Raw genomic sequence first — 20,561 nt, forward strand, 5'->3', positions numbered from 1 at the left:
GGCGACGTGGCCAAGGCGACGTGACGAAGGCGGCGTCACCCGCCGTCTTCATTGCGTCGTCGCGGGCGGCGAAGTGGGCGGGCTGCCGCCGTTTGCGGCGCCCGGCGCCGCCGGCGCGCTGCCGCTGGCCGCATTGCGTTCGCTTTCGGGCAGCAACGCGAGGCGGTTGTACAGCGTTTTCAGGCTGATGCCGAGCGCCTTCGCGGTGCGCGGCTTGTCGCCGTTGAAATGACGCAGCGACGCGACGATGAAGCGCTGCTGCGTATGCGCGAGCGTCGTGCCGATATGCAGCGTCATCGCGTTGTGGCGTACTTCCTCGCGCGGCGGCTGGCGGCGCGGCAACTGCAGTTCGATCTGCTCGTCGGCGAGGATGAACGCGCGCTCCAGCGCGTTGCGCAGTTCGCGCACGTTGCCGGGCCACGTGTACGCGCGCAGCGCCTTCATCGCCTGCGTCGACAGGCGCTTCCTCGTGCGGTGCCGCGCGTTCAGCCGTTCGACGATCTGCAGCGCGATGTCGCCGACGTCGTCCTCGCGCTGCCTGAGCGCGGGCACGTGCAGCGCGACCGGCGCGATCCGGTAGAACAGGTCTTCGCGCAGCCGGCCGCTGCGCAGTGCCTCGACCGGATCGTGGTGGGTGGCCGCGACGATCCGCACGTCGAGCGGAATCGGCTCGTGGCCGCCCACGCGCACGATCATGTTGGTTTCGAGCGTGCGCAGCAGCTTGACCTGCAACTCGGCGGGCATCTCGGCGATCTCGTCGAGAAACAGCGTGCCGCCGCGCGCGGCCTCGAACATGCCCACATGTTGCGCGACGGCGCCCGTGAAGCTGCCTTTTTCGTGACCGAACAAGTGCGACTCCGCGATGTCCTTCGGAATCGCGCCGCAGTTGACGGGCACGAACGGCCCGCGCCGGCGCGGGCTCATGTCGTGAATGAGCCGGGCGACGATATCCTTGCCCGCCCCGCTTTCGCCGACCACCAGCACACTCACGCGGGTGGCGGCGACGCGCGACACTTTCAGCAGCAAATCCTGAATTGTTCGCGAACGCCCGAACAGTCGCGTGCCGTCATCGTCGGATTTCGACATGGAGTATGACCGAGTTGGGAAGTTTTGACCGAAGGTGTCGTGATCAGGTAAAAAACGACGTGGCACACGTCGTCTTTCACGTATGCAGGATACCTTTTATACCGATTCGTCGACATTGAATCTGGCAATGCGGCTGGCGCCCGCAGATAGATTTATTCGATGAACGGCGAATGCACGACACCGTTCTTCTATACTGCTAAGCACTCGTTTTCAGTGCAGGACCGCCTGTCTGCCCGATCGTGTGCAGCGTTGAAGATGCGTCGTGTGCCCGCTGACGTGCATGACGCTGCACGTGTCGCGGTGCCGGCCCACCTATGCGCCGGGCCGCATCAAAAGGAGCCTCGATGCCTTACGTCCTGATCGTCGAAGACGACGCCGATACGCGAACGATGCTGGCCACGCTCGCACGCACGCAGCAGCTTTCGTGCGATACGGCCGCGACGCTTGAAGAAGCGCGCACGCTCGTCTCGACGCATACCCCCGATCTCGTGCTGTGCGACCTCGTGCTGCCCGACGGCAACGGGATGGATCTGTTCGATGCATTGCCCAAGCGCGGGCATTGCGAAATGGTGTTGACCACCGGCCACGCGAGCCTCGAAACCGCGATCGACGCGTTGCGGCGCGGCGCGACCGACTATCTGGTGAAGCCGCTCAACATGCAGCGGCTGAACAGCATCTTCGCGCGCGTGCCGCGCACGACCGCGCTGCACGAGGAAATCGCGGAGCTGCGCTCGGAGTTGCAGCGGCTCGGCCGGTTCGGCCGCATGCTCGGCAGCTCGCCGGCGATGCAGGCCGTCTACGATGCGATCGGCCGCGTCGCGCGCACCGAAGCGTCGGTGCTGCTCACCGGCGAATCGGGCACCGGCAAGGAGCTCGCCGCGCAGACCGTGCACGACCTCAGCCTGCGCCGCCGCGGCCCGTTCCTCGCGGTGAACTGCGGCGCGATCGCCGCGAATCTCGTCGAGAGCGAGATGTTCGGCCACGATCGCGGCAGCTTCACCGGCGCGGAACGCCAGCACAAGGGCTTTTTCGAACGTGCGGACGGCGGCACGCTGTTTCTCGACGAAATCACCGAGATGCCGGTCGAATCGCAGGTCAAGCTGCTGCGCGTGCTGGAGACCGGGCGCGTCACGCGGCTCGGCTCGACGCGCGAGATCGACGTCGACGTGCGCATCGTCGCCGCGACGAACCGCGACCCGGAGGCGGCGATGGCGGAAGGCAAGCTGCGGCCGGACCTGTTCCACCGGATCAACGTGTTCCCGATTCCGCTGCCGTCGCTGCGCGAACGCGGCGACGACATCCCGATGCTCGCCGACGCGTTCCTGCAGCGCTACAACGAGGAAAGCGGCCGCAACCTGCGCTTCGCGCCCGCTGCCCGCGAAGCGCTGAAGAGCTACGAATGGCCCGGCAACGTGCGCGAGTTGCGCAACTTCGTGCAGCGCGCGAGCATCTTCACCGATGCCGACGTGATCGAGACGCTGCCTCCGCCGATCATGGACGAGCTGTCCAGCATGGTCGATTCGCATGAAGATCGCGTGACGGTGCCGTTCGGCACGCCGCTCGAGGAGGTCGACCGCAAGCTGATCCTCGGCACGATCGCGCAGTGCGGCGGCGTGAAGGCGCAGGCGGCCGAGGTGCTCGACGTCAGCCTGAAGACGATCTACAACCGGCTCGCGCAACTGGAAGACGAAACGGAAAAACCGGATTCCTGATGTGGCCCCGATCGCGCTCATGTTCCCGCTCATCGTCCCGTTTCGGCTCCGCGGTGCGTGTCGCGCTCGAGCCGGCGGCGCATGCGTTCGACGTGCGGCGGAATGGCGCGGCGTTCGCGCAGGATCCACGGCAGGCCAGCGAACGTGCGCACGATCGCCCGTTCGCGGCGCAGCAGCGGCAGCATGCGCACCGTGTGCAGCCACGCGGCCGCGGCCGGCCATCTGAGCCACGCCGTCCATACCGCGTTGCGGGCGGCGGTGCGCGCGCGCGTGGGCCGGTCGCGCTGCGCCGACGGGTAGTGATGGACCGTCAGGTGGGGCGCATACACGAGCCAGTGGCCGGCGCGAGACAGATCGAGCGCGAGCAGCGCTTCCTCGCCGCCGAGAAAGTAGCGCGGATGGTAGCCGCCCGCGCGCACGAACGCGTCGCGCCGGAACGCGGTCGCACCGGCCAGCAGCCCGAGGATCGGGCGGCCCGGCAGCGCGACGGGCGCGTCCAGCGGGCTGTCGGCCATCAGCCGGCAGGTCGGGTCCTCGCGCCGGTCGGGGCCGACGAGCACGCGCGCGGTGACGGCCGCGACGTGCGGATACGCGTCGAGCAGGTTCGCGGCTTCGGCGATCGAACCGGGCGCCCACCACGTGTCGTCGTCGCAGAACGCGACATGGCGCGTGCGCGCCACGGCGACGCCGAGATTGCGGCCGGCCGCGCCGAGGTTGCCCGGCGCATGCACGAGCGCGACGTGCGCGAAGCGCTCGCGGATCAGCGCGGCCGTCTCGGCGTCCGCCGCGTTGTCGACGACGACGATCGCCGGCCGGTCGGGCAGCGCGGAAAGATGTTCGAGCGTGCGCGCGAGTTCGGCGGCGCGCCGGCAGGTCAGCACGATGGCGGTCATGCGCGGCTCGCCCGGCGGCAGCGCGACGCGCGCGGGCGTTACGCGGACGTGACGTCGCATTCGAGCCGCCAGGTCATTTCGGGTTCGTGGAGAGCGGCGCGCATATGAGGTTCGAACAGCGTTACCTGGCTTGCATATGCATCGACGGCGGCGGCTTTCGCGGTGGCGCCTTTCGTGTCGCCGCCGGCCGGCGGCGCGACCGGATGCGCGATCCAGCCGCGCTCGCGCCAGCCGATCACGCGCCTCGCCATCAGTCCGTCGATGCGGCGATACGGCACGTCCTCGTAGAAGCGCCAGATGCGCGACGGATCGTCTTCGCGCAGCAGCGACAGCATGGCCTCCTGCACTTGCAGGTGATCGCGGTGGAACAGGCCGGCCGGCGCGAGCACGCCGAAGCCCGGGTGCGCGTCGATCGTCGCGGCCACGTGTGCCGCGATCGCGGTCGACGTGGCCGGGATGCCGTACTGGTCGTCGAGGAAGTCGAGCCACACGGGGCGTGCGTCGAGCCGCGCGAGCGCGCGGCGGTCTTCGTCGCGGCGCGCGCGCACCGCTTCGTCGGCGTCGTGAAACCCTGCGCGTCGATCCCACGGCGGCGCGGGCATGCCGCGCGGCGGGATCCCCGCGAATACGGTGACGACGATCGAGCCGGGCGCCTGCGCGAGCAGTTGCCCGCAACTGAAGACGGCATCGTCGAGATGCGGCGAGACGACGAGCCAGCGTGTCGGGTCGGGCATGGCGTGAGGATCTCCATCGTGAGCGGCCGGGCCGCCGGTGCCGATCGGCCAGCATGCGCCGTGCCCGCCGGCGGCGCGCACGGCGCCCGCTGCCGACTGTTCCCGCAGGAGCGTGTTCAATGACCGAAATTGCACGGCCGCAGGCCGGAAATTACGCAACGGCCGTGATGCTGGTCGCGATCGCGACCGTGCTGCAGACGCTCGCGATCCGGTTCGGCGGCGTGAATTTGCCGTTCGTGCTGTATTACCCGCTGCTCGCCGGCGCCGCGTGGGCGACATCGTTCCTGTTCGGCATCGTGTCGACCGTGGTCAGCGGGCTGCTCGTGTGGACGCTGTTCCTGTCCGATCCGGCCGCCTATACGGCGCCGCTGCCCGAGCGGCTCGTGCAGCTCGGCACGTTCATGCTGATCGGCGCGCTGGTGTGCGCGATCGCGTCGATGCTGCATCACACGCGCGTGACGAACGCTCGCGCAAGCCGACGCGAGGCGGCTGCACGCCGGCAGCTCGAAGCCGTGCTGGGCGCGCTGCCGCACGGCGTGATCGCGGCCGATACGATGGGCCGGGTCACCTATCTCAACGCGGCCGCGGCCGAACTCGTCGGCTGCCGGCCGGACGACGCAATGGGGCGGCCGGTGCGCGACGTGCTGCGGATCGTCGACCACGAAGGCCGCCGCGTGCCGACCACGCCGCTCGATCGTGCGCTCGGCGGCGCCGAGGCGACGTCCGACCGGCACTGGCTGCAGACCGGCAACGGCGATCCGGTGCCGATCGTCGCGGTCGCGTCGCCGCTTGGCGATGCGGACGGCAATCTCGGCGGCGCGGTGCTGATGCTGCGCGATGCCGGCGCGGACCGCGCGCGCGTCGACGCATCGCGGCTGCAGCGTGCGGTCGTCGATGCATCGCCGGACGCGATCGTCGGGATCGACGCCAGCGGCCACATCGCGAGCTGGAACCCGACCGCGCAGCGAATCTTCGGATACGACGAGGCCGATGCGCGCGGCCGCCGGTTCGACACGCTGATCGCGCCGCGCTGGTTGCGGCTCCATCCGCTCGCCAAATCGTTCGACACGATGCGCGAGCCGGTCGGGCCGCTCGAACTGCTGTGCGTGCGGCGCGACGGCCGGCGTTTTCGGGCGACGGTATCGGCGTGTCCGGTGCAGGGCGACGCGCGGGCCTGCGTCGCGCTGTCGCTGACGCTGCGAGAAACCGGCGCGCAGCGCCGCCACGAGCTGCGGGCGCAGCGCTCGTTGCAGGGCGCGCGCCATGCGCGCGAGCAGGCCGACACGTCGAACCGGCTGAAGGACGAGTTGCTGGCCACGGTATCGCACGAATTGCGCACGCCGCTGAACGTGATCTACGGGTGGATCGAGGTGCTGCGCAATACCGGCGACCACGCGCTGCAGCATCAGGCGATCGACGCGATCGACCGCAGCGCGCGTTCGCTCACGCGGATGGTCGGCGACATCCTCGATGCGTCGTCGCTCGCGACCGGCAAGCTGCGGCTCGACACGACGCCGGTCGACATCGTCCGGCTGTTCTCCGACCAGGTCGGCACGTTCCAGACCGCTGCATCGTCGGCCGGCATCATGCTCGAATTCGACTGCGACGCGTCCGCGTGCATCGTGTCGGGCGACGCCGAGCGGTTGCGGCAGATGCTGTCGAACCTCATTTCGAATGCGCTGAAATTCACGCCGGCCGGCGGCAGCGTGACGGTCGGGCTCGCGCGCGACGACGCGCATGCGGTGCTGACCGTCGCCGATACGGGGCAGGGTGTCGCGCCGGAGTTCGTCCCGTACGTGTTCGACATGTTCCGCCGTGCGGACGATTCGCCCGCATCGCCGCGGCGGGGGCTCGGTCTCGGCCTGTCGATCGTGCGGCACATCGCACAGTTGCATGGCGGCCGGGTGACCGTCGCGAGCGCGGGCCGCGATCGCGGCACGACGTTCACTGTGACGCTGCCGGCCGGGTGGCAGCCGGCCGGCGCGATGGCGTGGGGGATCGCGCAGGCGGGCAGCCGTCGCGACGCGCTCGTGCTCGATACGCAACGCATCCTGATCGTCGACGACGATCCGACCACGCGTGCGAGCCTCACGGCCGCGCTGACCACATTCGGCGCGGCCGTCGCGATCGCGTCGTCGGGGCGCGAGGCGCTCGCGATGGCGGCCGACATGCGGCCGACGGTCGTGCTGTCCGATCTCGCGATGCCCAACGGCGACGGCTTCTGGCTGCTGGACGCGTTGCGGCGCGGCACGACGAACGGCGACGGCGGCCCGCCCGACGTGCGCGTGCTGGCCGTCACCGCGCACGCGGGCCTCGCCGACGAACGCCGCGCGCTGGAGGCCGGCTTCGACGGCTACCTGTGCAAGCCGGTCGACGTGCGCGAACTGGCGCACAAGATCGCGCACGTGACGAAGCGCGACGGCTGACGCGCGTCGCGCACCGGCCGCGTCAGGTGGTCGGCGCCGGCCGGTTCTGCGTGTGGACCTGGGCCAGCAGATGCGACGCGATGCGCGTGCTGCGCACGAGGTCGCCGGGCGTGTGATGCGTGACCTGGCGTTGAATGAAGTATCGCGCGGTGTGCGCGAGCCCGTTCGCGAGCGTCGTCGTCGCGCGCCAGCCGAGCCGCTTCTGCGCGGCGGCCAGATTCGGCCGCCGCTGGCGCGGATCGTCGGACGGCAGCGGCCGGAATTCGATCGGCACCGTCGCGCCGACGATCCGCACGACTTCCCGCGCGACGTCGATCATCGCGATCTCGACGTCGCTGCCGAGATTGACCGGCTCGCTCGCATCGCCCGGTTCGTCCATCAGCCGGATCAACGCATCGACCATGTCGTCCACGTAGCAGAACGAGCGCGTCTGCTTGCCGTCGCCGTAGACGGTCAGCGGCTGTTCCGCGAGCGCCTGCGTGACGAAGTTCGACACCACGCGCCCGTCGGCCGGGTGCATGCGCGGGCCGTACGTATTGAAGATCCGCGCGATGCGCACGTCGACGCCGTACTGGCGGTGATAGTCCGCGAACAGCGTTTCCGCGCAGCGCTTGCCTTCGTCGTAGCACGCGCGGATGCCGGTCGGATTGACGCGGCCGCAATAGTGCTCGTCCTGCGGATGGACGTCGGGGTCGCCGTACACCTCGCTCGTCGATGCCTGCAGGATGCGCGCCTTCACGCGTTTCGCGAGGCCGAGCAGGTTGATCGCGCCGTGCACGCTGGTCTTCGTCGTCTGCACGGGGTCGCGCTGGTAGTGAACGGGCGACGCCGGGCACGCGAGGTTGTAGATCTCGTCGACTTCGACGTAGAGCGGAAACGTCACGTCGTGGCGCATCAGTTCGAAGTTCGGCGCATCGAGCAGGTGCGCGATGTTGTCCTTCGTGCCCGTGTAGAAATTGTCGACGCACAGCACGTCGTGGCCGGCCGTCACGAGCCGCTCGCACAGATGCGAACCCAGGAAGCCGGCGCCGCCGGTGACGAGGACGCGTTTTCGATCGTAGCCCTTCATTACGTATTCTCCTTGCGGTGTGCGAGCATGGCCGTCGTGGTGCCGACGGGCGTGCGCCGGCCGGTGCCGGCCGACGTGCCGGCGCGCTGCGCGTGGGCGACGTCGCGATAGATGTCGACGAGCCGGTCGGCTACGCCTTGCCAGGTGTAGAAGCGATGCGCGCGCAGGTAGCCGGCGCGGCCGAGCGCCGCGCACAGCTCGGGCTTCGCGCGCAGTTGCACGAGGCGCGCGGCCAGCGCGGCCGGGTCGCGCGGCGGCACGAGATAGCCGGTGGTACCGTCGTCGACCGTCGTGCGGATGCCGCCGACGTCGCTGCCGATCACCGCCGCCGCGCACGCCATCGCCTCGACCGGCGTGATGCCGAACGGCTCGTACCACGGCGTCGTCACGAACACGTCGGCCGCACTGTAGTACAGGTGCAGCGCGTCGCGATCGCGCCGGCCGACGAAGGTCACGCGGTTCGCGATCCCGAGTTCGTGCGCGAACGCGGCGAGCCGCGCGAGTTCCGGGTCGCGTGCGGGGTCGGGCGTCGCCTGGCTGCCGCCGACGACGTACAGGTGCGTCGGCCGCTGCGGATCGCGCGGCATGCGCGCGAGCGCGTCGATCACGGTATCGATGCCCTTGCGCGGCACCAGACGGCCCAGTTGCAGCACGACGAACGCGTCCTGCGGCCAGCCCAGCCGCGCGCGCGCATCGACGCGCGGCACCGGCCGGAATTCGCGCTCGTCGAAGCCGCACGGCACGATCTCGATGCGCGCGGTGTCGGCGCGATAGTGCGTCGTCAGATCGAGCGCATCCTGAGGACATTCGGCGATCAGGCGGTCCGAGCGGCGGGCGAGCGTGTCCTCGATCGCGAAGCGCGCATCGGGGAAGCCGTCGGCCGTGCCCTGGTGCAGCCGCCGCACGCGGCCGAGCGCATGGAACGTCGTGACGAGCGGGATGCCGAGCGCTTTTTTCACGCGCAGCGCCGCGTCGCCCGACATGAAGAAGTTCGCGTGCATCACGTCGACCGGGTCGGGCTCGCGCCGCATGCGCGCGATCATGTATTTCGCGAATGCGCCCATGTACGGCAACAGCCGCTCCTTGGGCACGTCGGTTGGCGGCCCGGCCGGCACGTGAATCACGCGCATGTGCGGGCCGATCGGCACGACTTCCGGCAAATGCGGGTTGTCGCAGCGCGTGTAGACGTCGACGTCGAGGCCGCGCTCCGCGAGCTGCTTCGCGACGTTCGCGACATAGATGTTCTGACCGCCGGCATCGACGCCGCCGATCACGCCCAGCGGCGATGCATGTTCACTGATCAACGCGATTCTTTGCATGGTATTGCTCCCGATATCGGGGCCGCGCTCATGGGCCGCCGTCATCGGTCGCTCGGCAATCGGCATGCCCGCCGGATTGCGGGGAAAACCGCTTCCCGGTGTGCCGAAAAAATTACAACGCGTTGGATGAAAGGGCGTCTGATCGCGGTTTCCCGCGGGCAAGCGGCGCACGCGTCGCGGCACGCGATTTGCGCGACCTCTGCTCACCCGCCGGCCCGCCCGGCCCGATGAAAAGGAGGTCACGATGAAGGTATTCCAGCTGCAAGCCCGCTCCCCGCACATCCGCCGCCAGCGGGCGGTGCGCACCGGCATGGCGGTCGCGATCGCCGCGGCCACCGCGTGCATGGTCGTCGCGCCGAACGCGGTCGCCGCCGGCGACGACGGCGCCGCATCGTCGTCGACGTCGTCGTCGCATTCGAGCACCGGCACGAAGATCCGCGACGCGACGATCACGACCAAGGCGAAGGCCGAGCTCGTCGGCACGAGCGGCCTGTCGGCCGGCGACATCCACGTGAAGACGCGGCACGGCACCGTGACGCTCACCGGCAGCGTGCCCGACGAGCAGCAGCGCACGCAGGCCGTCAGCGTCGTGAAGCAGGTGGACGGCGTGCAGACCGTGCGCGACCAGTTGACCATCCGGCCCAAATAACCGCGCGGCCGTCACAGGAGTCCAGCGATGAACTGCATGCTCAAACCGGTCGGCGAACAGACGATCGTGATCACCGGCGCGACCAGCGGCATCGGTCTCGTCACCGCGCGCAAGGCGGCACGGCGCGGCGCGAAGCTCGTGCTGTTCGCGCGCAACGAGGAAGCGCTGAACACGCTGTGCGAGGAAATCCGCCAGCACGGCGGCCTTGCGGTGCCGGTGGCCGGCGACGTCGGCAATATCGAGGATCTGCAGCGCGCGGCCGCGGCGGCGGCCGACACGTACGGCGGCTTCGACACCTGGGTCAACAATGCGGGCGTGTCGATCTTCGGCACGGCGGCCGCGGTGCCGCTCGAGGATCAGCGCCGGCTGTTCGACACCAACTACTGGGGCGTCGTACACGGCTCGCTCGTCGCGGCCGACCATTTCCGGCGCAAGAGCGATTTCCACGGCGGCGCGATCATCAACATGGGCAGCGAGGCGTCCGACGCGCCCGTGCCGCTGCAAAGCGCATACGTCGCGTCGAAGCACGCGGTGAAAGGCTTCACCGATTCGCTGCGGCTCGAGATGGAAGCGGATCACCTGCCGGTGTCCGTCACGCTGATCAAGCCGGCCGCGATCGACACGATGTTCGTGATGCACGCGAAGAACTACATGAACGTCGAGGCGAAGCTGCCGCCGCCGATCTACGACCCCGACCTGGTGGCCAACGCGATCCTGTTCGCGGCCGCGCACCCGCGCCGCACGCTGTTCGTCGGCGGCGCCGCGAAGTTCACGTCGGCGAGCGCGTACCACGCGCCGCGCCTGTTCGATCGCGTCGCGGCCACGCTGTTCTCGCGCGGCCAGCGCACGGTGCGCCCCGCGCGGCCGCGCGACGACAACGCGCTGTACGACTCGCGCCACGCGCTGCACGAGCGCGAGGGCATGGAAGGGCCGGTGCTGCGCAGCTGTGCGTACAACACGGTGGTGCAGCGGCCGAAGGTTGCCGGCGCGGTCGCGCTGGGCGCGGCGGCGCTGGCGTTTGCCGCGTTCGCGCGGGCACGCCGGTCGTCCGCGTGATTTCGTTGAGATTTTCCAAGGAGGCTTTCATGACATCCCGACAACATACGGGCCACGAATACAGCCACTCGCGTGCGCACGAAGGCGAGCGCACGCAGCAGGACCACGACAAGGGCGGGCACCAGACGGGGCACGGCAAACCGCCGAGCCCGGTCGACGTGCAGAAGGCGCTGAAGGGAATGGACTACCCGGCCAGCAAGTCGGACGTCGTGCAGTGCGCGGAGCGCTCGCATGCCGACCGCGAGGTGCTCGACATGCTGCGCAAGATTCCCGAGCGCGAGTACGACACGCCGGCGTCGGTATCGAAGGAACTCGGGCGGCTGATGTAGGCGTCGCCCCGTCGCGCCGCGTGCGCGAGCGCGCGGCGCACCCATCACGAGGAGCACGACCATGGCGATGATCGTCGCAGGCCGTTTCACGACGTTCGATGAAGCGGAAGGTGGGGCGCGTCACCTTTACGAGCGCGCGTTCGGGCCCGACGACGTGTCGATCTTCTTCCTGAACCCCGGCGGCCAGCACGCGCGCTTCCCGATCGGCGGGGACGTGTATGCCGATACGGCGGCGAAGCCGGGCGGCCGCGGCGCGATGGTCGGCGCGATTCGCGGCTTGCTGATCGGCGTCGTCGTCGGATTGATCGTGTATGCGCTCGGCTTGCGCTACTGGTTCGTGCCGGCTGCGGGCGCGCTGGCCGGCGCGTATCTCGGCGCATTCGGCGGCGCGCTCGGGCGGATGCGCGGCGAGCAGGCCGAAGGCAAGGGCACGCTCGCGCAGAGCCAGACCGGCGTGATCCTCGCCGCGCGCGTGACGCCCGATACCGCGACGGCCGCGGAAGACGTGCTGCGCGCGACCGGCGCGAAGTCGATCGAGCGTGTCGAAGGCGACTGGCAGGACGGCGAATGGCGCGATTTCGATCCGGTGCGCCGGCCCGATGAAGCCGCGTCCGGCGGCCCGCGCTGAAGATGCCCTTTTTCCAGACGCTTGCAACGCCCACCGTCGAAACACGGTCGACGCGTGCAGGCCGGCGTGCGGCGCGCGCGGCACGCCGCTTGCGCGGCATCGTCGGCATTCGTTCAAGGAGGAACCCATGACCCACGCACAGACCCCGCCGCCGCAGAAACAGGCGCATCGGCCGGGCACCGAGCGCGACATGCATCCGAAGCCGCGCGACGAAGCGGCCGACTACGTCGGCAGCGGCAAGCTCGCCGGCAAGGTCGCGCTGGTGACGGGCGGCGACAGCGGGATCGGCCGCGCCGTGGCGATCGGCTTCGCGAAGGAAGGCGCGGACGTCGCGATCGTCTACCTGAAGGAATCCGACGACGCCGCGCATACGAAGCAACTGATCGAGCAGGCCGGCCGGCGCTGCGAGGCGATCGCATGCGACGTCGGCGATCGCCGGCAGGCGCGCGACGCGGTGGCGCGCACGGTCGAGCGGCTCGGCCGCCTCGACGTGCTCGTGAACAACGCGGGCGAGCAGCATCCGCAGCCGGGCATCGAGGACGTGTCCGAGGAACAGCTCGAACGCACGTTCCGCACGAACGTGTACGGGATGTTCTTCTGCACGCAGGCTGCGCTGCCGCACTTGAAGCCGGGCGGACGCATCGTCAACACGGCGTCGGTCACCGCCTATCACGGCAGCCCGAAACTCCCCGACTACTCGGCGACCAAGGGCGCGATCGTCGCGTTCACGCGGTCGTTGTCGATCGAGCTGGCCGAACGCGACATCCGCGTGAACGCGGTCGCGCCGGGGCCGATCTGGACGCCGCTGATTCCGTCGACGTTCACGCCCGAACAGGTCGCGAAATTCGGCTCGAACGTGCCGCTCAAGCGACCGGGGCAGCCGGACGAACTGATCGACTGCTACGTGCTGCTCGCGTCGGACGGCGCGAGCTACATGACCGGGCAGACGCTGCATCCGAATGGCGGCTCGATCGTCGGCGGCTGACGGCCGCCCTCACGCAACTACAAGGAGAAAGCAGATGAGACAACCCAACTGGACGATCGCCGCGCTCGCCGCCGGCGTGCTCGCCGTGTCGGGCCTCGCCCGCGCGCAGATGCCGAGCGAGCCGCCCGCGTCGAATTCGCATGTGCCGGGCGGCGTGATCAATCCGTCGTCGGGCGCGGGCGCCGCGGGCGATCCCGGCATCGCGAAAGCGCCGAAGGGCACCGACGCGGAGTTCGTCGACAAGGCCGCGATGGCCGGCAAGGCGGAAGTGCAGGCAAGCCAGCTCGCGCTGAAGCAGGCGCAGTCGGCGGACGTGCGCGCGTTCGCGAAACGGATGGTCGCGGATCACGGCAAGGCGAATGCGAAGCTCGAGGAAATCGCCTCGCGCAAGGGCATGAAGCCGCAGGTCGACCCGATCTCGGATCCCGACGTGGAGGCGCTGCGCGGCAAGAGCGGGCACGACTTCGACACCGCGTATCTGGCGGCGGCCGGCCCCGATGCACACAAGAAGGCAGTCGCGTTGTTCGAAGACGAAGCGCGCGACGGCAAGGACGCGCAACTGCGCGCGTTCGCCAAGTCCACGCTGCCGACGCTCAGGCATCACCTGAGCATGGCAGAGACGGTTGCACGCAAGGTGGGCTCGCAATAACGCGCGCCCGGTTCCACCCTCGGGCCGCACGTGCGGCCCGCTTTTTCGGAGAAGCAGTCATGGCCCAACGGCAATCGAAGCACGAAGGCATCCTCGAACTGCTCTGCCAGGCATACGAGACCGAGCTTGGCGGTGCGCAGATCTACGAGGCCGCGCTGCAGTGCGCGACCGACGAGGATCTGCACAAGGAATGGGAGAAGTACCACCGCGAGACGCTGCATCACCAGGAGGTGCTGCGCAAGGTATTCGAAACGCTCGGCCTCGATCCCGATGCGCAATCGCCGGGGCGCGCCGCGGTGGCCGCCACCGGCAAGTCGCTGGTGCAGGTGATCCAGCAGGCGAAGAAGCAGGCCGACCCGGCCGTCGCGCAGGTGGTGGCAGCCGAGTGCGTGGTGCTGGCCGAAACCAAGGATCACCTGAACTGGGAGCTGATCGGCTACGCGGCCGACCAGTTGCCCGACAGTGACGCCGCGAAGGCGCTGAAGGCCGCGCACGACGAGGTGGAGGCCGACGAGGATCATCATCTGTATCACACGCGTGGCTGGGCGCGCGAGATGTGGATCGAGTCGATGGGCTTCAAGGCGGTGCTGCCGCCGCCGGAGGAAGTGAGGAAGGTGGAATCCGCCGCCGATGCGGCACGTGCCGAGCGCTCGCGCGGCAAGATGATGTAACGACCGGGCGGGCGGTGTCGCGCTCGGCGCGGCGCCCGCCCGCAGGCCATGAAGGTTTGCGTACGCAACCGACATCGGTGGATCGTGTCGATCCTTCACGTCAGCATGTCGACGAGCATCGTCACCACCGACGCTGCCATCAACGCGACCGCCACCCAGCCGAACAGTTTCGATACCGGGCCGCTTCCGGGCTGGCCGGCCGCATCGCGCTTGCCCGCCAGCAGCATCACGAGCACGAGCATCGGCACCGCCGCGACGCCGTTGAGCACGGCGCTCCAGTACAACGCCCGGATCGGGTCGATCGGGCTGAAGCAGATCGCGATGCCGACGATCACGCACAGCGCCAGCACCGTGTAGAACGCGGGCGCGCGCCGCACGGGCTCGTTCAACCCTTCGCGGAACCGCCAGGCTTCCGCGCAACCGTAGGCGGCGCTGCCTGCGAACGCGGGAATCGCGAGCAGCCCGCAGCCGACGATGCCGAACGCGAACACCAGGAACGCGGCTTCGCCGGCGATCGGCCGCAGCGCCTCGGCGGCCTGCGCGGTGCTGCCGATGTCGTGCCGGCCGCGCGCGAAGAAGACGGCCGCGCCGATCACCATGATGCAGAACGACACCGCGTTGGTGACGATCATGCCGGTCCACGTATCGACCGTGACGCGCTGCTCGGTCTCGCGGCGCGTGTCGCGTTCGCCGTCCCGTTGCTCGGCCGTGGTTTGCTCGACTTCGAGCGCGGCCTGCCACACGAACAGATACGGGCTCAGCGTCGTGCCGAGCACGGCGACCGCGGTGGTCGCATACGCATGCGTGAACGCGATCTGCGGCAGCACGATCGCATGCAGCACGCCGCCCCAGTCGACGTGCACGAAGCCGAGTTCGAGCACGTACGCGATCAGGCCGAGCGTCATCCATTTCAGCCAGCGCGCGTAGCGTTCGTACGACAGCATCACCTGCAACGCCAGCGATGCGATCCCGTAGAGCGGCGCATACCAGTAGCTGCGGCCGCCGACGACGAGCGCCGTCGCATCGCCCATCGCCGCCAAATCGGCGCCGACGTTCACGACGTTGACGATCACGACCATCACGATCAGCGTCTTCGCGACGCGATCGGAAAACCGTTCGCGGATGCCGGCCACGAGGCCTTCGCGATTGCGTCGCCCGATGAACGCCGCCGCCAACTGCACGGCGACCATCATCGGCAGCGTGACGACGATCATCCACAGCATGTTGAAACCGAACTGGCTGCCGGCCTGCGCGTAGACGGCGACGTTGCTCGGATCGGCGTCCGACGCGCCCGCGAGCAGGCCGGGGCCGAGCCGCCGATACCACGGTTTCGCGGCGGGCGGCGGCGTCTCGGCCGCCGCCCGCGCGCCATCGCCCAGTCCGCTCATCCGGCGTCCCCGTGCGACGGGCGAGCGCCGCCGCCGCGTCGCTCGCGCGCGAGGCGCGACGCGGTGCGCAACGCGTCGACCAGCGTGCGGTACGCATGTTCGCGGGAATCGGCGCCGCGCGTGCGCAGCACGTACGACGGATGATAGGTGGCGACGACGAGCCGGCCGTCGTCGGTACGCACCGGCGCGCGCGTGCGCTCGAGCGTCGCGTCGTTGTCCTGCAGGACCGCGCGCAACGCCGTCGCGCCGAGCGCGACCACCACGCGCGGCTGTACGGCTGCCAGCTCGCGTTCGAGCCAGTAGCGGCACGCGGCCACTTCGCGCTGCGCGGGCGTCTTGTGCAGCCGCCGCTTGCCGCGCGGTTCCCATTTGAAGTGCTTGACCGCGTTCGTCAGATAGACGTGCGAGCGTTCGATTCCGGCTTCGTCGAGCGCGCGGTCCAGCATGCGGCCGGCTGCACCGACGAACGGCATGCCCGCGCGATCCTCCTGGTCGCCCGGCTGCTCGCCGACCAGCATGATCGTCGCATCGAGGGGCCCGGCGCCCGGCACCGGCTGGGTCGCGTGTTCCCACAGCGCGCAGCGGCGGCACGCGTCGAGCGTGCGCGGGGCCTCGTCGTCGGGCGGCGGTGTCGGAGCATCGGGCGCCTTGCGGGTCATGCGGCGCCTCCGGTGCAGGCCGACGCAGCGGCGCGCGGCGAACGGGCGGAACACTTCGGCAATCGCATGGTCGCACGCGCAGAGGGACGCAAACGGGACGATTGATGCCGCATCGCACGCATGAAGGACTCCCGGATCGACGATGCGAACCACGCAGCAACCGGCATGCCGCATGCAGTCGCTATGGGCGCGCGCCTTGCGTGACAAGTCCGTCCAACGACAGGAGAAGCAGATGCTACCCGACCCCGGCGACGACCCGGCCGCCGACGACGTGCTGCTGTGGCGCGCGCCCGACAGCGTGCCGCGCCGCCCGCGCCGCGTGCTGGTCGTCGACGACTATCGCGATGCGGCGGATGCGCTGCGCCTGCTGCTCGAGGCGCGCGGCTTCGAGTGCCGGGTCGCCGACGATCCGTTCGCCGTGTGCGACGTCGCACGCGACTGGCAGCCGTTCGCGGTCGTGCTCGATATCGCGATGCCGGGCCTCGACGGACTGGAACTGGCGACGCGGCTGCGCGGCGATCCGCAAACGGCCGACATGCTGCTGATCGCGTGCAGCGGGCTGGCGTCGCGGCGGGATCGCGAACTGGCGAAGGAAGCCGGCTTCGATGCGCATTGCGCGAAGCCGCTGACGCCGCACCGGCTGCTGGGCTACCTCGAATCGGCGTGCGGCGGCGCGGTGGCGCCGGACGGGGACGTTACACGACCCTTGTAAAAAGGCTGGCGGCGCGCGCGGCGCGGGCAAAAAAAACGCCCCGCGCGGGCGGGGCGTGTCGGACGGATGCGCCGGCGAACCGGCGCTGCGTCGCGGTGCGGTCAGTGGCGGCCGCGCGTGCGCGGATCGTCGAGGTCTTCGGTCGGGTCGGTCAGCCCGAGCTCGTCGCCGGCACTCCAGTACGGGGTGCTGCCGTAGAACTCGTGCAGCGGCTCGGCCCATTGCGGATCGGCCATTGCCGGCCAGTGGTCCTTGTCGAACCCCGGCGCGTTGCGGATCCGCTCGGACGATACCGACAGCAGGAAGCACTTGCGCTCGGTATCGAGCGTCAGCGCGCTCCACGGGATCGCATGGAGCTTGTCGCCGATGCCGAGGATGCCGCCGCTCGACAGCACCGCATACGCGATGCGGCCGGAGCGCACGTCGAGCATGATGTCCTTGATCTTGCCGACATCGTCGCCGTCGGTCGTATAGACCTTGTCGCCTTCCAGCGTATCGGCCGCCATCACGTCGGGGCCGGGGCCGGCCGCCGTCGCGGCGCCCTTGCCGATGATGCGGGTCTGACCTTGATCGGGAGTCTGCATGGTTTCCTCCAGGCTGCGTGGGGCGCGACCGTGCCCGGGGGGCGGGCCCTGCGGGTCGCGCGGGTTGTCGGGGCGGGGCGAAATCGCTCCGTCACGTCTGCTTCGGTTGCGACACGCCTTCCAGCGTGTTCGCCACGTCGTCGCGCTCCGGGCTTGCCGTGCGCGTCGCGATGTCGGCAAGCGACAGCATGCCGACCAGGCGCTTGTCGTGATCGACGACGGGCAGCCGGCGCAGTTGCGCATCGGCCATGTAGTGCTGGATCTCGTCCAGCGAATCGTCGTCGAAGCACCATTCGATCGGGCCGGACGCGACCTCGTGGATTCGCGTCTCCGGCGGCTTGCCGGCCGAGATCGCGCGCACCGCGAGATCGCGGTCCGTCACCATCCCGACCAGCCGGTTGTTGTCGCACACGGGCAGCGCGCCGATGTCGTAGCGCTCCATCAGTTGGGCGGCATGACGGATCGAGTCGGTCGGTGCGATCCGCACGACGTCCTGCGACATGATTTCGTTGACGCGATGCATGAAATTCTCCTTGGCGGTAGGTGAAGCAATGTGCCGATGCGGCTGCTGCGATCCAGCAAGCCGCATGCCGTGCGCGCGGGTCGTCGCGTCATTCGTCGTCGCGTTCCCGCTTGTCCTGCCACGGCCCGTCGTCGTGCGTGCCGGGCGGCGTGTCGGGCTCGATGCGCGTGACGCCGCCGGTCGCGGGCGGGTCGCTCGCTGGAAACGTGTCCTCGAGCTGCTTGTCGATATGACGCTCCGAGTGGCGTGTGTGCGTGCGGTCCTGGTCTTTCAGCGGCGGGTGCGGGTCGGGCTGCCGCTCGTGCGCCGGTGCGTCGTGGCCGTGCCGGGTCGAATCCTTCATGGCGGTGCTCCGTATCGGGGACGATGAGCCGCCTCCGGCGCAACCGGCGTTCCCGGTCCGCACGCACGGCACGTGATTTGCCGCTCCCACGGTGACCACGACGACGACCATGACGACACGGCGCAACAGCAGGCCTGCTGCGCGCATATCGAGCGGGAGGTACGACGATGATTCCGAAACGACGACCAGGGGTGCGCTACGAGATCAACGTATGCGGCGGCGGATTCGATTCCGTGAAGAGCCATTTCGATACGTGGAAGCATGAACCGCTGATCTACCGGCCCGAGCGCCGGATGTTCGAGGGCAAGGCCGACGTGCGGCCGCTCGGCGACGAGACGTTCGGGGCGACCGAGCCGGCGCGCTTCGCGCTGCAGCGCGCGTGCGAGCCGTCGGATCCCTACGCGCTCGCGGCGCGCGTGCGGGACGACGGCCGCGAGCTGTGGCTGGTCATGGCCGCATACGACGCGTAGCGGCGTGCTTGCAAGTTTTGCAGCGAACGGTGTAGCGAAGGCATGGCGCTTCGCGTTGGGCCGCGCGACGCCGCGTCGAGGCCCGTGCAGGGACGACGGTAGCGGACGGCACGCGGTTTGCGGATCTTCGCTTCGCCAATCGTCGATACGCGGCCGTCGCGCCGATATCGACCCGAATCCAGCAACGATAGGGAATGCCGATGACACACGAACCCGAGCGGTGGCTGCAACGGCCCGAGCCACCGATTCCCGACATCGAGCCGGACCCCGAGCCGCCCGATCCCGACGACGTGCCGCCGGACATGCCCGAACCGTACCGGGAACCGGAGGGCGACCCGCCCGGGCATGCGCCGCCGGAACGCGATCCACCGTCCCCGGAGCCGCCGGTGCGCGCGATGCCGCTCGTGCGCAGGGAGGGCCTGCAATGAGTATCCGCGTGAAACCCGGCCTGCTGCGCGACATCGCGGAGACGCTCGGCCGCCATTTCGAGGCGCGCGAGATGCCGTTTCACGTCGAGGAGCAGCCGGCCGGTGCATTGCACGTCGGCTTTCACGTCGACGGCCATCCGGCGTCGCTGACCGTCACGTTCGACCCCGACGCCTTCGCCGCGCTCGAACGGGCCGACGTCGAACGGCAACGCGGCGCGCTCATGCGCGTCGCGGCCGAATTCGACGCGATGATGGCGCGCCGCGGGCCGACCGCGTACGCGGGCGATTTCCATTTCAACCGGCTCTGAGCGGTGCCGCTGCGGCGTGGCTCCGAGCCGCCGACTTCCGGGAGGATTCGATGAACACGATCCAGACGATACGGGTGGGCGCCTGTGCGTTCGCCGCTGCGTGCGCGCTAGGCGCATGCACGCAACCGACCAACGGCCCCTACGGCGCGCATGCGGCGCCGCCCGCGCCGCCCGACGGCCGCGGCGCGCAGTCGACCACGACGATGCCGGACGCGAATACGCGCTACGACACGCGTCCGTCGCCGGGCAACGCGATGCCGCAGGGCGCGACCGTCGGCGAACCGGCCGACGTGCCGCCGCCCGGCCCGAACGGCACGCAAGGCGACCCGCCGCTGCCGGGCACGCCGCCGCCGATGCAGTACTGACCCGACGCGTCACGGCATGCCGCATCGCGATGCGGCCGGAGGAATGCGATGGCGAATCAGCACGAGCACCTGGAGGACTGGCTGCGCGATGCATACGCGATGGAGCGCCAGGCCGAGACGATGATCGACGCGCAGATGAAGCGGGTCGGCCACTATCCGCAATTGCAGGATCGGCTCCGGCTGCATCTTGACGAGACGCTCGGCCAGCAGGCGCTCGTCGAAGCGTGCCTGATGCGGCTCGGTACGTCGCCGTCGGCGACCAAGGATCTGTCCGCGCGCGTCGCCGCCTACGGGCAGATCGCGAGCGGCATGCTGGCGGACGACGAAGTCGTGAAGACGGCGTTGGCCGGCTATGCGTTCGAGCAACTCGAAATCGCCGCGTACACGGCGCTCGTCGCGGCGGCGCACGCGGCCGGCGAAGAAGAGATCCGCGCGTGTTGCGAGCGGATCCTGCAGCAGGAGCGCGACATGGCCGCTTGGTTACTGCGTCATCTGCCCGAGTTGACGACCGCGTTTCTCGATCGTTCGGCGGTCGACCGCATCGATGCGAAGCGGTGAAGAGGCGCGTTTTCCCG

Annotated in this window: 25 protein-coding genes; 15 read left to right on the top strand and 10 right to left on the bottom strand. The window is 69.6% G+C overall.

Features of this window, described 5'->3' with window-relative positions; genetic code table 11:
- Positions 1–48 precede the first annotated feature (48 nt).
- Positions 49–1,086, bottom strand: a complete 1,038-nt coding sequence (locus tag WS89_RS24930) for a sigma-54 interaction domain-containing protein (protein WP_059794143.1) — start codon at positions 1,084–1,086, stop codon at positions 49–51.
- A gap of 344 nt (positions 1,087–1,430) precedes the next feature.
- On the opposite strand from WS89_RS24930, the gene WS89_RS24935 reads away from it, so the two are divergent.
- Positions 1,431–2,798, top strand: coding sequence for a sigma-54-dependent transcriptional regulator (locus WS89_RS24935; RefSeq protein ID WP_059502877.1), 1,368 nt, complete (start codon positions 1,431–1,433; stop codon positions 2,796–2,798).
- Between the two features lie 29 nt (positions 2,799–2,827).
- Here WS89_RS24935 and WS89_RS24940 read toward each other — a convergent pair whose 3' ends face one another.
- Entirely contained in the window at positions 2,828–3,751 is a 924-nt protein-coding gene (locus tag WS89_RS24940) for a glycosyltransferase family 2 protein (RefSeq protein WP_059794147.1), read from the bottom strand.
- On the bottom strand, positions 3,730–4,425 hold the full coding sequence (locus WS89_RS24945; RefSeq protein WP_059794577.1) for a PIG-L family deacetylase: 696 nt from the start codon (positions 4,423–4,425) through the stop codon (positions 3,730–3,732). Before WS89_RS24945 ends, WS89_RS24940 begins: the two co-directional genes overlap by 22 nt.
- Before the next feature lie 119 nt (positions 4,426–4,544).
- Here WS89_RS24945 and WS89_RS24950 point away from each other — a divergent pair, with 119 nt between their 5' ends.
- Positions 4,545–6,851, top strand: coding sequence for a hybrid sensor histidine kinase/response regulator (locus WS89_RS24950; protein WP_059794149.1), 2,307 nt, complete (start codon positions 4,545–4,547; stop codon positions 6,849–6,851).
- 22 nt (positions 6,852–6,873) lie between these two features.
- Here the strand turns inward: WS89_RS24950 and WS89_RS24955 are convergent, their stop codons facing one another.
- Together WS89_RS24955 and WS89_RS24960 are read right to left on the bottom strand one after the other, a co-directional pair.
- Complete coding sequence (locus WS89_RS24955) at positions 6,874–7,920, bottom strand: UDP-glucuronic acid decarboxylase family protein (RefSeq protein ID WP_059502871.1); 1,047 nt, start codon at positions 7,918–7,920, stop codon at positions 6,874–6,876.
- Positions 7,920–9,239, bottom strand: coding sequence for a glycosyltransferase family 4 protein (locus WS89_RS24960; protein WP_059794580.1), 1,320 nt, complete (start codon positions 9,237–9,239; stop codon positions 7,920–7,922). The genes WS89_RS24955 and WS89_RS24960 overlap by 1 nt, the downstream gene beginning before the upstream one ends.
- 244 nt (positions 9,240–9,483) lie before the next feature.
- Here WS89_RS24960 and WS89_RS24965 point away from each other — a divergent pair, with 244 nt between their 5' ends.
- From WS89_RS24965 to WS89_RS24995, 7 genes are all read left to right on the top strand, one after another.
- The gene (locus tag WS89_RS24965; RefSeq protein WP_059502869.1) at positions 9,484–9,888 is read left to right on the top strand and encodes a BON domain-containing protein; all 405 of its coding nucleotides are present in this window, start codon (positions 9,484–9,486) and stop codon (positions 9,886–9,888) included.
- A gap of 27 nt (positions 9,889–9,915) precedes the next feature.
- Positions 9,916–10,944: an SDR family oxidoreductase gene (locus WS89_RS24970; RefSeq protein ID WP_059502867.1), complete on the top strand. Its 1,029-nt coding sequence runs from the start codon at positions 9,916–9,918 to the stop codon at positions 10,942–10,944.
- A gap of 29 nt (positions 10,945–10,973) precedes the next feature.
- Complete coding sequence (locus WS89_RS24975) at positions 10,974–11,273, top strand: DUF2795 domain-containing protein (RefSeq protein WP_059502866.1); 300 nt, start codon at positions 10,974–10,976, stop codon at positions 11,271–11,273.
- Positions 11,274–11,334: 61 nt separating this feature from the next.
- Positions 11,335–11,901: a hypothetical protein gene (locus WS89_RS24980; protein ID WP_059502864.1), complete on the top strand. Its 567-nt coding sequence runs from the start codon at positions 11,335–11,337 to the stop codon at positions 11,899–11,901.
- A 127-nt stretch (positions 11,902–12,028) separates the two neighbouring features.
- Positions 12,029–12,886 (top strand): SDR family oxidoreductase, encoded by an 858-nt coding sequence (locus WS89_RS24985; RefSeq protein WP_059502862.1) that lies wholly within the window; start codon positions 12,029–12,031, stop codon positions 12,884–12,886.
- A 34-nt stretch (positions 12,887–12,920) separates the two neighbouring features.
- A complete protein-coding gene (locus tag WS89_RS24990) occupies positions 12,921–13,535 on the top strand; it encodes a DUF4142 domain-containing protein (RefSeq protein WP_059794151.1) in 615 nt (204 codons plus the stop codon).
- A 59-nt stretch (positions 13,536–13,594) separates the two neighbouring features.
- The gene (locus tag WS89_RS24995) at positions 13,595–14,206 is read left to right on the top strand and encodes a hypothetical protein (RefSeq protein WP_059794153.1); all 612 of its coding nucleotides are present in this window, start codon (positions 13,595–13,597) and stop codon (positions 14,204–14,206) included.
- 95 nt (positions 14,207–14,301) lie between these two features.
- Here the strand turns inward: WS89_RS24995 and WS89_RS25000 are convergent, their stop codons facing one another.
- Together WS89_RS25000 and WS89_RS25005 are read right to left on the bottom strand one after the other, a co-directional pair.
- On the bottom strand, positions 14,302–15,594 hold the full coding sequence (locus WS89_RS25000) for an NRAMP family divalent metal transporter (protein ID WP_059794156.1): 1,293 nt from the start codon (positions 15,592–15,594) through the stop codon (positions 14,302–14,304).
- Positions 15,591–16,253 (bottom strand): UdgX family uracil-DNA binding protein, encoded by a 663-nt coding sequence (locus tag WS89_RS25005; protein WP_059794583.1) that lies wholly within the window; start codon positions 16,251–16,253, stop codon positions 15,591–15,593. Before WS89_RS25005 ends, WS89_RS25000 begins: the two co-directional genes overlap by 4 nt.
- A gap of 232 nt (positions 16,254–16,485) precedes the next feature.
- Between WS89_RS25005 and WS89_RS25010 the strand changes: the two genes are divergently transcribed.
- A complete protein-coding gene (locus WS89_RS25010) occupies positions 16,486–16,965 on the top strand; it encodes a response regulator (protein ID WP_059503025.1) in 480 nt (159 codons plus the stop codon).
- Between the two features lie 101 nt (positions 16,966–17,066).
- Here WS89_RS25010 and WS89_RS25015 read toward each other — a convergent pair whose 3' ends face one another.
- From WS89_RS25015 to WS89_RS25025, 3 genes are all read right to left on the bottom strand, one after another.
- Positions 17,067–17,549, bottom strand: coding sequence for a PRC-barrel domain-containing protein (locus WS89_RS25015; RefSeq protein WP_006498342.1), 483 nt, complete (start codon positions 17,547–17,549; stop codon positions 17,067–17,069).
- Between the two features lie 91 nt (positions 17,550–17,640).
- Positions 17,641–18,072: a CBS domain-containing protein gene (locus WS89_RS25020; RefSeq protein ID WP_006498341.1), complete on the bottom strand. Its 432-nt coding sequence runs from the start codon at positions 18,070–18,072 to the stop codon at positions 17,641–17,643.
- A gap of 88 nt (positions 18,073–18,160) precedes the next feature.
- On the bottom strand, positions 18,161–18,415 hold the full coding sequence (locus WS89_RS25025) for a hypothetical protein (protein WP_059502854.1): 255 nt from the start codon (positions 18,413–18,415) through the stop codon (positions 18,161–18,163).
- Positions 18,416–18,582: 167 nt separating this feature from the next.
- Between WS89_RS25025 and WS89_RS25030 the strand changes: the two genes are divergently transcribed.
- The 5 genes from WS89_RS25030 to WS89_RS25050 all read left to right on the top strand — a co-directional run bounded on the left by WS89_RS25030 (position 18,583) and on the right by WS89_RS25050 (position 20,544).
- Complete coding sequence (locus WS89_RS25030; protein WP_012336612.1) at positions 18,583–18,885, top strand: hypothetical protein; 303 nt, start codon at positions 18,583–18,585, stop codon at positions 18,883–18,885.
- A 200-nt stretch (positions 18,886–19,085) separates the two neighbouring features.
- The gene (locus WS89_RS25035; protein ID WP_059794587.1) at positions 19,086–19,313 is read left to right on the top strand and encodes a hypothetical protein; all 228 of its coding nucleotides are present in this window, start codon (positions 19,086–19,088) and stop codon (positions 19,311–19,313) included.
- Positions 19,310–19,621, top strand: coding sequence for a hypothetical protein (locus WS89_RS25040; protein ID WP_059794157.1), 312 nt, complete (start codon positions 19,310–19,312; stop codon positions 19,619–19,621). The genes WS89_RS25035 and WS89_RS25040 overlap by 4 nt, the downstream gene beginning before the upstream one ends.
- Positions 19,622–19,671: 50 nt before the next feature.
- Entirely contained in the window at positions 19,672–19,986 is a 315-nt protein-coding gene (locus WS89_RS25045) for a hypothetical protein (protein ID WP_059502849.1), read from the top strand.
- 48 nt (positions 19,987–20,034) lie between these two features.
- A complete protein-coding gene (locus WS89_RS25050; RefSeq protein WP_059502847.1) occupies positions 20,035–20,544 on the top strand; it encodes a DUF892 family protein in 510 nt (169 codons plus the stop codon).
- The last annotated feature ends 17 nt before the right edge of the window (positions 20,545–20,561 follow it).

The sequence above is a fragment of the Burkholderia sp. MSMB1072 genome (assembly GCF_001524725.1).
In the GTDB taxonomy this organism is placed as follows: domain Bacteria; phylum Pseudomonadota; class Gammaproteobacteria; order Burkholderiales; family Burkholderiaceae; genus Burkholderia.

Excerpts from the sequence above, each read along its gene's own strand:
- WS89_RS25040 (WP_059794157.1), top strand. The coding sequence starts at position 19,310 with ATGAGTATCCGCGTGAAACCCGGCCTGCTGCGCGACATCGCGGAGACG.
- WS89_RS25000 (WP_059794156.1), bottom strand. The coding sequence starts at position 15,594 with ATGAGCGGACTGGGCGATGGCGCGCGGGCGGCGGCCGAGACGCCGCCG.
- WS89_RS24940 (WP_059794147.1), bottom strand. The coding sequence starts at position 3,751 with ATGCGACGTCACGTCCGCGTAACGCCCGCGCGCGTCGCGCTGCCGCCG.
- WS89_RS24955 (WP_059502871.1), bottom strand. The coding sequence starts at position 7,920 with ATGAAGGGCTACGATCGAAAACGCGTCCTCGTCACCGGCGGCGCCGGC.
- WS89_RS25005 (WP_059794583.1), bottom strand. The coding sequence starts at position 16,253 with ATGACCCGCAAGGCGCCCGATGCTCCGACACCGCCGCCCGACGACGAG.
- WS89_RS24945 (WP_059794577.1), bottom strand. The coding sequence starts at position 4,425 with ATGCCCGACCCGACACGCTGGCTCGTCGTCTCGCCGCATCTCGACGAT.
- WS89_RS24995 (WP_059794153.1), top strand. The coding sequence starts at position 13,595 with ATGGCCCAACGGCAATCGAAGCACGAAGGCATCCTCGAACTGCTCTGC.
- WS89_RS25025 (WP_059502854.1), bottom strand. The coding sequence starts at position 18,415 with ATGAAGGATTCGACCCGGCACGGCCACGACGCACCGGCGCACGAGCGG.
- WS89_RS24935 (WP_059502877.1), top strand. The coding sequence starts at position 1,431 with ATGCCTTACGTCCTGATCGTCGAAGACGACGCCGATACGCGAACGATG.
- WS89_RS24975 (WP_059502866.1), top strand. The coding sequence starts at position 10,974 with ATGACATCCCGACAACATACGGGCCACGAATACAGCCACTCGCGTGCG.
- WS89_RS24970 (WP_059502867.1), top strand. The coding sequence starts at position 9,916 with ATGAACTGCATGCTCAAACCGGTCGGCGAACAGACGATCGTGATCACC.
- WS89_RS25020 (WP_006498341.1), bottom strand. The coding sequence starts at position 18,072 with ATGCATCGCGTCAACGAAATCATGTCGCAGGACGTCGTGCGGATCGCA.
- WS89_RS25030 (WP_012336612.1), top strand. The coding sequence starts at position 18,583 with ATGATTCCGAAACGACGACCAGGGGTGCGCTACGAGATCAACGTATGC.
- WS89_RS24965 (WP_059502869.1), top strand. The coding sequence starts at position 9,484 with ATGAAGGTATTCCAGCTGCAAGCCCGCTCCCCGCACATCCGCCGCCAG.
- WS89_RS24990 (WP_059794151.1), top strand. The coding sequence starts at position 12,921 with ATGAGACAACCCAACTGGACGATCGCCGCGCTCGCCGCCGGCGTGCTC.
- WS89_RS25045 (WP_059502849.1), top strand. The coding sequence starts at position 19,672 with ATGAACACGATCCAGACGATACGGGTGGGCGCCTGTGCGTTCGCCGCT.
- WS89_RS24980 (WP_059502864.1), top strand. The coding sequence starts at position 11,335 with ATGGCGATGATCGTCGCAGGCCGTTTCACGACGTTCGATGAAGCGGAA.
- WS89_RS25015 (WP_006498342.1), bottom strand. The coding sequence starts at position 17,549 with ATGCAGACTCCCGATCAAGGTCAGACCCGCATCATCGGCAAGGGCGCC.
- WS89_RS24985 (WP_059502862.1), top strand. The coding sequence starts at position 12,029 with ATGACCCACGCACAGACCCCGCCGCCGCAGAAACAGGCGCATCGGCCG.
- WS89_RS24950 (WP_059794149.1), top strand. The coding sequence starts at position 4,545 with ATGACCGAAATTGCACGGCCGCAGGCCGGAAATTACGCAACGGCCGTG.
- WS89_RS24960 (WP_059794580.1), bottom strand. The coding sequence starts at position 9,239 with ATGCAAAGAATCGCGTTGATCAGTGAACATGCATCGCCGCTGGGCGTG.
- WS89_RS25035 (WP_059794587.1), top strand. The coding sequence starts at position 19,086 with ATGACACACGAACCCGAGCGGTGGCTGCAACGGCCCGAGCCACCGATT.
- WS89_RS25050 (WP_059502847.1), top strand. The coding sequence starts at position 20,035 with ATGGCGAATCAGCACGAGCACCTGGAGGACTGGCTGCGCGATGCATAC.
- WS89_RS24930 (WP_059794143.1), bottom strand. The coding sequence starts at position 1,086 with ATGTCGAAATCCGACGATGACGGCACGCGACTGTTCGGGCGTTCGCGA.
- WS89_RS25010 (WP_059503025.1), top strand. The coding sequence starts at position 16,486 with ATGCTACCCGACCCCGGCGACGACCCGGCCGCCGACGACGTGCTGCTG.